Raw genomic sequence first — 732 nt, 5'->3', positions numbered from 1 at the left:
CCTGGATCAGGTGGTTGTGCACAAACAGCAGGTATCAAGATTCAATTAGAATATGACTTACACAGCGGACAGTTTTTAAACTTCCAGGTAGGGCCTGGAAAAAATAATGATAAAACATTTGGAACAGATTGTTTAGATACCTTACGCCCAGGAGATTTATGTATTCGAGATTTGGGGTATTTTCATTGGAAGACTTAGATCAAATGGACCAACGTGGCGTGTGCTATATATCAAGACTTAAATTAAACCATACTGTCTATACGAAAAATCCGTTTCCGGAATACTTTCGAAATGGGACAATCAAAAAAACAGTCACAGTATATCCAAGTTGATTTAGAGAACATTATGCACACGTTAAAACCAGGACAAACGTATGAAATAAAAGAGGCGTATATTGGCAAGAACCAAAGATTATTTGCAAGAGTAATTATCTACCGATTAACAGAGGAACAAATACTGGAACGTAGAAAAAAACAAAGCTATACCGAAAGTAAAAAGGGGATTACATTTTCAGAAAAGAGTAAACGATTAACGGGTATCAACATATATGTTACGAATACGCCTTGGGAGATGGTTCTGATGGAACAAATCCATGATTTTTACTCCCTCCGCTGGCAGATCGGCGTGTCCAGATAAGGACGCATTATCTAGTTGGTGAAAGTCCAATCGGGAGAATAGACTCCACTCCCGTAGCCTGAGAGGCGCCATGAAGTGAAAGCGACACGGCGAAGC

General features: G+C 39.5%; 1 pseudogene. It reads left to right on the top strand.

Annotated elements, in window-relative coordinates:
* Positions 1 to 627 (top strand): annotated as a pseudogene (locus tag MR155_RS31265) (IS4 family transposase); the annotation flags it as partial.
* Between the last annotated feature and the right edge of the window lie 105 nt (positions 628 to 732).

The sequence above is a fragment of the Bacillus cereus group sp. BfR-BA-01331 genome, from assembly GCF_022663915.1.
Lineage (GTDB): Bacteria > Bacillota > Bacilli > Bacillales > Bacillaceae_G > Bacillus_A > Bacillus_A mycoides.
The sequence above is the reverse complement of the archived record's forward strand: the minus strand, read 5'-3'. Positions and strand labels throughout refer to the sequence as shown.